This window comes from Paenibacillus dendritiformis (genome assembly GCF_015845845.1).
GTDB classification, from domain to species: Bacteria; Bacillota; Bacilli; order Paenibacillales; family Paenibacillaceae; genus Paenibacillus_B; species Paenibacillus_B dendritiformis_C.
Genome location: NZ_LDIG01000043.1, coordinates 1 through 7,929, shown reverse-complemented (window position 1 = coordinate 7,929; position 7,929 = coordinate 1). Strand labels below are relative to the sequence as shown.

Here is a 7,929-nt window from a genome sequence, read left to right as displayed (position 1 = left end):
GATTGAGCCCCTACCCCTCACAGATCCGTACGTGCGCAATTAACGCATACGGCTCTTCACATCAATCATTTACAACGTATGGTTTTTTTTCTTAGCCGTAGATATTGACATAGATGCGCGGCTTCGGCAGATTCCAGCGTTTGACGAGGTCATAGAATTTCTCTTTGCTGTAACTCTGCCGTTGGCTTCTACGGTTTAGCCATTTGAACATGGATTTCTGTACCAAGTATGCGTACGTTCTTATGCTCTTGAAGTTATCCGTTATTCCGTAGTAGCGGAAATGGCCTATTAATTTCGCACGAATCTTTGGTATAGTTAAGGTTAGTTCCTTATGTCTCGCTTGTTTCATCCATGCGTCAAACGCTTTTATTTTCTGCCTGAATTTCTTCTTGCTCGTTTTGCGTTTGACTCGAAAGCCCCCCGTTCGACTTTTCCCACAGTAATGGGTAAATCCCAGAAAGTCGAACGTGTCCGGCTTTCCCAGGCCGGCTTTCCTCCTTGCAGCCTCAGCGAAGCGGCCAAATCGTATAATCTTTGTTTTCTCTTCTGCCACTGTTAAATTGAATTTAGCCAAGCGCTTGAGCAGAGCATAATAAAATCGCTCGGCATCGTCTTTGAACTGAAACATGCACACGAAGTCATCTGCGAACCGCACCATTTCCGCTCGGCCCCTCAATTGCTTCTTCACGGCCGCATCGAACCATAGGTCCAGCACGTAATGCAGGTAAATATTCGCTAACAGCGGGGATACTGCAGAACCTTGAGGGGTTCCTTCTTCACTCGGTTCGAATACCCCGTTTTCCTGTATCCCTGCAATGAGCATTCTTCTCACAAGGCGGTGGATGTTTGGGTCCCCGATTCTTTTATCCAGAAATTTCATCAACCATTCATGGTTCACATGATTGAAGAAACCCGAGATATCCGCATCGACTACATACTCCATTTTCCCTCGTTCCATGTTGTATGTAACCCGTTTTAGCGCATCGTGCATGCTTCGCCCCGGCCGAAATCCGTAGGAATTTTCCAGAAAGTCCTGTTCATATATCGCCTCGAGCAGTCGTTTGAGTGCCATCTGCACCAGTTTGTCCTCGTAAGCGGGTATGCCAAGCGGCCTTCTGCTTTTCTCGTCCTTGGGGATATACGTCCTTCGTGCCGGCAGTGGCCGGTAGCTTTTCTTCTTCAGCCGGTCCACCAGATTCTTTACGTTGGCTTCCAATTCACGCTCGTACATCTCTTTCGTTATGCCATCTACTCCTGTAGCCTTCCCCGGTTTCATCTTCCTGTGGCAAGCTATAAGCGCTTCCTCATTGATGAGGTGTCCTATGGAAGTGAATCTTAGATTCGGGTCTGACTTGGCCATAGTTGCTATTCTTGCTAATTTGGTTTCCATATTGATTCTGCTGCCTCCGTTGTGCAGTATATGTTTCCTTAACAAGATCGATTGTTGTGTCGCCTGCCTTCCCTCTGCCAACATTACATCGGCTTCTTCGGTACTATGCGGCGATCCGACTCCCTGACTGCCGTTTGGCTTTCTTGCGTTTCATCGCTTGGCCGCCATACTCCCAAAGTCGTTCCTAAAGAGTACTTGTCTTCGGAAGAGCGTCAGGGTCTCCCAAGTTGCCGAGTGATTATTGGTATGCATGCCTGGCTCTTCGACCCCGGGGAAGCTCCGTCTAAACTCACCTTTTTTTTCGCTTAGCGGAGTATTGCCTTCCAGCTTTTTGACACTGTCGGCCTTCCCGATTTCTGCATTTCGTGGCTCAATCACTTTCAGGCCTACATCCTATCTGTCTACGCTTAAACGAACCTGTTACCATGTTCGCTCCAAGACTCGTTATTGGTGGCGTGGTTAGTGCCAAGCAGGGTTCACACCTGCTACCTCACTCGACCTATGCTTGGTCGCTCCAAAAGTGCAGCATTTTAAGCTAAGTCAGCGGAACTTTCACGAAATTGCTGCACAGCTACATCAATTTCCTCAAACTGCGACCTATTCAGGCGAAACCAAATGAAATTCCTGCATTTTTGCAGGAGGCGCTGGCCTTCTTTGCGTCCGGCTTATTTCAATATAAACCTCCCGGTCACCGGATTATGGTCACTGTTCTCGAAGTTCAGATCGTGTCCGGTCACAGCGGCGATTTCGACATTCGGAGAGACGAGGAAGCCGTCGATGACCGCGAGGAAGGTAATCCCTGGGCGATACGCGCTGTCCAGCGTGCGGACGGAGGGCGTGCTCGGGTCCACCGCCCATTGGAAACCAGCCGGAGCGAAGGTGTCCGGGAAGGGCTGAAGCCACTGCGGCCATTCCTGCTGCGACGGAAAGCGGCGGTGGTCGGTTCCCGGCAAGGCGTGGTTCCAATCGCCGCCGAAGATGAGGTAGTTGTCCTTCTCCATTTCTTGCTGAATATAGTCTCCCAGAAAATCAAGCTGTTGTTTGCGGATGGTGCCGCCCTTGTCGAAGGCCGATAAGTGCAGGTGAATCAGCACGAGCTCTCTGCCGTTATCGACAGGGAAGCGGCTCTCGATAAATGCGCGATCCAGTTCAAATAGCTGCACCGGCCAGCTCTCTTTGCCCGGCAGATCGAAGCGGGTGTGAGAGGTGCTGTGGAACGTGGATAACGTCAGCAAGCCGCTCTGCACCGCGCCCATCGGATGGGTCAGCGGCACGGGAACCCATCCCGCCTTATAGTTATAGGCGAAGGTGCTGCTGTACTCGGGCAGGCTGTCGCTAATTATCTGAACCTGGTTAATATGATGGCTGCGTGAAGAATGAACATCTACTTCCTGCAGGATATACAGATCGGATCGGTTTTCCTTTAGAAAATCAGCCATGGCGCTCAGGTTCGCTTCCGTTTGTTCCTTGCTGCGGGAGCGGGACATCGTTCCGCCGTCCATGAAGAAGTCCTGTCCTTTGTCGAGGCCGGCGTAGCCGAGATTGAATGTCGTGACGGTGAACGGCTGGCCCTGCTTCAGCGTAGAACTTTTGTTATTGTTGGTCTGCAGTTCTACTTGAGCAGGGGGCTTATAATCAACCGCTGTCATATAGATGAGAAAAATGGCCAGGGCAGCAAAAGGGGTGAGCACGATCCAGGCCAGCCATTTTAACAGTTTTTTGATCATCAGATCGTTTGGTATCTCCTCGTTATCAAAGCTTGCAGCGCAAGGCAAACCAGCTCCGATGTCCCCGGCCTGCCTCAGACCGGGAACGCTTCATGACTGGCTTCTTATAGATTATTACTGATGTTGATCCGGAATGACAAAGGATACGGTTGTTCCCTCATTCGGTTGGCTGACAATAGACAAGCCGCAGCCGTACAATTGAATCAATCTTCGGTTCGTATTGGCGAGTCCGATTCCGCCCTTTCCCTTCAGGGTCGGACTCAACAGATGGGCCACCCTGTCTGGTTCCATGCCATGGCCATTGTCTGTAACTTCAATCCGCGTGAAGCCATCCCGGCGAGTTATCCGAAGCTGAATCGTGCCGCCTTCATTGCGGCTGAGGAGACCGTGCTTGACGGCATTCTCGACAAGCGGCTGAATGGAGAGAGGAGGGAGGAGCACGCCGATATCGGGCTCAATCTCCCGGAGGACAGCGGTCGATTCGCTGAATCTCACGATTCAACAAGGTGAATTTTTTGCGCTGCTGGGAACCAAACGGTATGCTATGCTCTTCCGTTTGCTCATGCTGTCGATGTGGCGAAGTTAGCGTTAAGCGGTGATTATTCGGCCATGATTCCGCACATGTTGCGGGTGGTGGGCTATGCTGCCGTTATTTTTATCGTTGCGGTCATTCTATTCAAGAGAAAAATGAAAGGCTGAACGACCAGAGAGGAGACCAACATTATGACTTCGACGATTGCAGTGGAAAAGGTAAAAAAATCATTAGGCGGACGGGAAATTTTGAAAGGGATCAGCTTCTCCGTCGGACAGGGAGACATCTTCGGCTTCCTCGGGCCGAACGGGGCCGGAAAAAGCACCACCATCCGAACATTGCTTGGGTTATACCATGCCGATTCCGGACGCGCGTCCATCATGGGCGCCGATGCAGGCAGCGATGAAGCAAGACAGAATGTCGGCTTCATGATTGATGGCGATGGCCTGTATGACGGCATGAGCGCCGAAGCCAATATTGCTTACTACCTGCAGTTATATGGGAAGCCCGTTGACAAGGATCGGATTGCAAAAGTGTTGCAATTGGTGGGACTGAGCGGGAGGGCCAAGGACAAGGCTGGCACGTTCTCCAAGGGCATGCGGCAGAAACTGGCTCTAGCCCGGGCGCTTGCCCATGATCCGGCGGTACTGATCCTTGACGAGCCGACTTCGGGGCTTGATCCCTCTGCCCAAATAGAATTCAGAAATATGATGATGGATATTGCGCAGAAGGAAAAGAAAACGGTCCTGCTCAGTTCTCATAATCTGGACGAAGTGCAGCGAATTTGCAACCGGATTGCTTTACTCCATAAGGGTGAAATCAAGCTTTATGGCAAGCTGGATGAGCTGCGCCAGCAGATGGGGAAGGATACGGTCGTTATTCGCACGAGCGACATCGTGTCCGATGCGGTCTTCCAGCGGTTGCAAGGCAATCCCGAGCTTGGGTTGAAGGAGAGAAACGGAAAAAGTTTGATCTTTGTTCCCCATGGAAATTGCAGCGTGCCGGATATCGTTGCCGCCCTTGCGAAAGAAGCCGTAAATATCGAAGAGTTTACAAAAAACGAGACTTCATTGGAAGAAATGTATTCGGCTATCGTAAGGGAGGGACAACAGTCATGACAAAACTGCGCTGGATGATTAGCGCCAACTTGAAGAATCTTCTTCAATCCCCGGCGTTGGTCATTGTTTATTTCGGCACCGCACTGCTTTCTACGATAGTCATCGGCTTGATTGGATATTACTCGGTGATTCAGCCTGCGATTGAATCGGGCTATGCAACGTCGGAGATGCTCAGCTATATGCTTGGAGTCATCGGGTACTGCACGGCTTTTATTGTGACGGGAATTTGCTATAGCACTTTATTTTCTACTCCATTGATGAGGGACAAAATTCACGGGAACATTGAATCCCTCTTGGCAACGCCCACCAGTGTAAAGTTAATCTGGTTCGCCAAAACGATTGCCCTGTTCATTCCGGGATTTGTCATGGGGATTGCGTTTTCCTTTGGACTAATGACGATCATCAACGTATTTTATCTTTCGCCAGAATATGAATTTATGTTCAACCCGTGGATTATGGCGTGCACCTATCTTGTATTGCCTCTCGTCTTTTTCGCCTTAAGTCTGTTGATGAACCTTGTCGGGCTTATCGGCCGAGCGATGGACGGCGGTGTCATCGGCATCATTTTTGTGTCCGGCGTTCCGATCCTGGTGATCAATCTACTGGCCCGTAATATCACAGATGGGCGCTCATGGCCGTTTCTTGTGGTCAATCTGGGATTGGCCGGAGCGCTTCTTGTTGCGACCAGGTTATGTCGAGGCATGCTCCAGACGGAAAGGGTGGTCCTGTCATGCCGAAAATAGGAAGCAGAGCGAATGTCGTGTTCCGCCGGGATTTTTCGGAATATCAAAGCTGGAAGTCGTTCAAGCTCGTCATGATTCTGTTTATTCTCGCCACGATGGCTGTATGCGGAATCATATTGTTGTCCGGCAAGGAGGGGCAGATTCTCCAATTGACGTTGGCCAATACCCTCTTTCTGCTTGCTTTGGTTCCGCCTATCGTGAACATCCCGATTTTTACAACGGCGCCATTGACCAGAGACAAGGAAAACAGAACCATCGCGAATCTGTTGGTCACTCCGCTTCATCCGCGGGAAATTGTACAGGGGAAAAGCCTTGCCGTATTTTTGCCCGGTTACCTTATTTCCTTTCTTTCGCCTCTCTTTGTGGCGCTGGTGGTCAATGTGGCACGCATCGTTCCGGCGGGAGGTTCCTTTTACTTGCCTCCGCCTCTCTTGTTGGCTATTTTTGTGATAACGCCGGTATTTTGTTATAGCTTAACGACGCTCACGATTCAGCTATCCATGATTACCTCTCCCGAGCTGGCGATATTGCCATCGTATTTGCTTGGCTTTGCCTTGCTGCTTGGTCTTCCGATCGGCTCTGGAATGGGGATCATCGATCTTGCGTCATGGCCATTCCTCTTTCTCTATGCAGGAGCGGCGATTCTTATGCGGGTCTTGGTCTGGAGCTTTTCATTTCTGCTTACGAAAGAGCGGATTATCCTCTCGAATTGAAAGTATCAAGGAAAAATGCTGCCTCTCGGCCATTTTGCAAGCGGCAGCATGCTTCCCGGCGCTAATTTATAGCAGCTCCAAAGGCAAAAACGCATATTCGCCGTTTTTTATTATCTCGCCTTTACGAACGGGGATGGGTTGTCTGAAAATAGGCCCGTCAATGACGGTTGTATGGAACTCGCCGCCTTCTCCGCAAGGATCGATGCCGCGGGCGAGAAGTTCCTCCACATACTCGTGAGTTAGCACTCGGCCCAAGTCGTCCTCCCGCATGCCTAACGACAAATTCACGGTCACCAGCATCGTGACGAAGCCGAGATCGATGAACTGCCGGACCGCCTCCCGATGATCCATCTCCCAGAGGGGCATCCCCAGCTTCAGGCCCGCATTTTGCGTTACTCTGTCATGCCAGCAGCCATGCGCGGGCACATCCAGGTCGCCGGTGACCAACACTTCTGCGCCATCGCTTTTTGCTGTGGCCAGCATGCTCATAAAGTTCTTCTCATAATCCGACCAACTCGTGGCAGCCGTATATACAGGCAACCCGATAGCGTCCGCCTGGGCCTGAATCAGCTCCGGCGGCATGCCGTGGGAGCGGGAGCGCTGTCCTTCTTCCTCCAGCATGACGATCAGGCCAACGGCTTCTCCAACCTGCATCGCTTTATATAGCGCCAACGTGCTGTCTTTCCCCCCGCTGAAGGAAGCGACAAATTTCTGCCCCCGGGCGCCGTTTTTCCAATCTGCTGTCTCAGTCATGTCTGTCTTCACCTCTGCTGTCTATAATCAGGATTATCTGTTCCCTAGTTCCAGGTGCGGGATGAGCTGTTCCTCTTTCATTATAAGCGATTGCGCGGCATTCAGTAGCAGGATCGCGGCGAAAGCCCTCCGGCAAGAGGGCTTCGTATAGCCGGCTATTTCGAGATAGCCCGGTGCGGCTTGCTGTAATGGCTGACTCCGCCGCCGCCCACCAACACTTTTCCGCCTTTGTTAAAAATCAGGAGCTTACGGGAACCATCGGACAGCAGCACGTCGATCTTGGCGTTATTCGATTTGCAATGTAGATGACGTATCCGATTCTTCATCGTTCATGCAAGAAGTAGTCGGCCTTGAGTGGTCTAACCCGATTCCATGTTCGGCACGCCTGCTTCTTGCAGTTCGATTTGCCGAAAAAACTGTAAAAGTGCAGTATTTCCTTATGATGCTTATTCTGTTACAGGCATTCCTGCAAAACTGCAGGAATTTCAGCCATCTCAATAGATTGAACCCCCAAAATAACCAAAATTGATGCACTTTTGCAGCAATCTCATCGACTGGCGGTTCAAATAGAAAAAAATCCTGCTTCTATGCACTAGCGTTGCATCGAGCGGTTAGTTCATAATTCATACCTGAATCCGTGAAAGGGTTACGAATAAGAGAACCATCACTATCAGCTGTAACGATAGGCGCAGAAAGCAGAGGTGATGACTCGATTCACTTGAAAAAGACATCACGAAACAAAGCTTCCCTTGTGCAAAGCTTGAACGGAAACATAGGTTCGCAATCTATTATCCCGACAAGGTCCCGTAAATGCGCTGGAATGTCTGAAACCATGGACTATGTCTTCCGAAGCGGAGCTTCGTTTGTCTGGCATGCTCTACCATTCGAGAGGCCAGCCAGATCAGATTTTCGATGACCGTTTTGACCCGCCTGCGGCTGACTTTGTTTCGAAG

Annotated in this window: 7 protein-coding genes and 1 pseudogene; 3 read left to right on the top strand and 5 right to left on the bottom strand. The window is 50.6% G+C overall.

Annotation, left to right across the window (positions count from 1 at the left end):
• Positions 1-91 precede the first annotated feature (91 nt).
• The 3 genes from ltrA to ABD76_RS00670 form a co-directional block, all read right to left on the bottom strand.
• Positions 92-1,390 (bottom strand): group II intron reverse transcriptase/maturase, encoded by a 1,299-nt coding sequence (gene ltrA, locus ABD76_RS00680; RefSeq protein ID WP_197253427.1) that lies wholly within the window; start codon positions 1,388-1,390, stop codon positions 92-94.
• Positions 1,391-2,055: 665 nt separating this feature from the next.
• Positions 2,056-3,117, bottom strand: coding sequence for an endonuclease/exonuclease/phosphatase family protein (locus tag ABD76_RS00675; protein ID WP_197253425.1), 1,062 nt, complete (start codon positions 3,115-3,117; stop codon positions 2,056-2,058).
• A gap of 114 nt (positions 3,118-3,231) precedes the next feature.
• On the bottom strand, positions 3,232-3,612 hold the full coding sequence (locus ABD76_RS00670) for a sensor histidine kinase (RefSeq protein WP_338124994.1): 381 nt from the start codon (positions 3,610-3,612) through the stop codon (positions 3,232-3,234).
• Between the two features lie 228 nt (positions 3,613-3,840).
• Here ABD76_RS00670 and ABD76_RS00665 point away from each other — a divergent pair, with 228 nt between their 5' ends.
• From ABD76_RS00665 to ABD76_RS00655, 3 genes are read left to right on the top strand one after another with little or no spacing between them, the layout of a single operon-like run.
• On the top strand, positions 3,841-4,767 hold the full coding sequence (locus ABD76_RS00665; protein WP_197253423.1) for an ABC transporter ATP-binding protein: 927 nt from the start codon (positions 3,841-3,843) through the stop codon (positions 4,765-4,767).
• Positions 4,764-5,510 carry an ABC transporter permease gene (locus tag ABD76_RS00660; RefSeq protein ID WP_197253421.1) on the top strand — a complete coding sequence of 249 codons (747 nt, stop codon included), beginning with the start codon at positions 4,764-4,766 and terminating at the stop codon, positions 5,508-5,510. The genes ABD76_RS00665 and ABD76_RS00660 overlap by 4 nt, the downstream gene beginning before the upstream one ends.
• On the top strand, positions 5,498-6,223 hold the full coding sequence (locus tag ABD76_RS00655) for a hypothetical protein (RefSeq protein ID WP_197253419.1): 726 nt from the start codon (positions 5,498-5,500) through the stop codon (positions 6,221-6,223). Before ABD76_RS00660 ends, ABD76_RS00655 begins: the two co-directional genes overlap by 13 nt.
• A gap of 66 nt (positions 6,224-6,289) precedes the next feature.
• On the opposite strand, the gene ABD76_RS00650 is transcribed toward ABD76_RS00655, so the two are convergent.
• A complete protein-coding gene (locus ABD76_RS00650) occupies positions 6,290-6,976 on the bottom strand; it encodes a Dph6-related ATP pyrophosphatase (protein WP_197253417.1) in 687 nt (228 codons plus the stop codon).
• A 788-nt stretch (positions 6,977-7,764) separates the two neighbouring features.
• Positions 7,765-7,929: pseudogene (locus tag ABD76_RS29075) on the bottom strand (IS1380 family transposase); the annotation flags it as partial.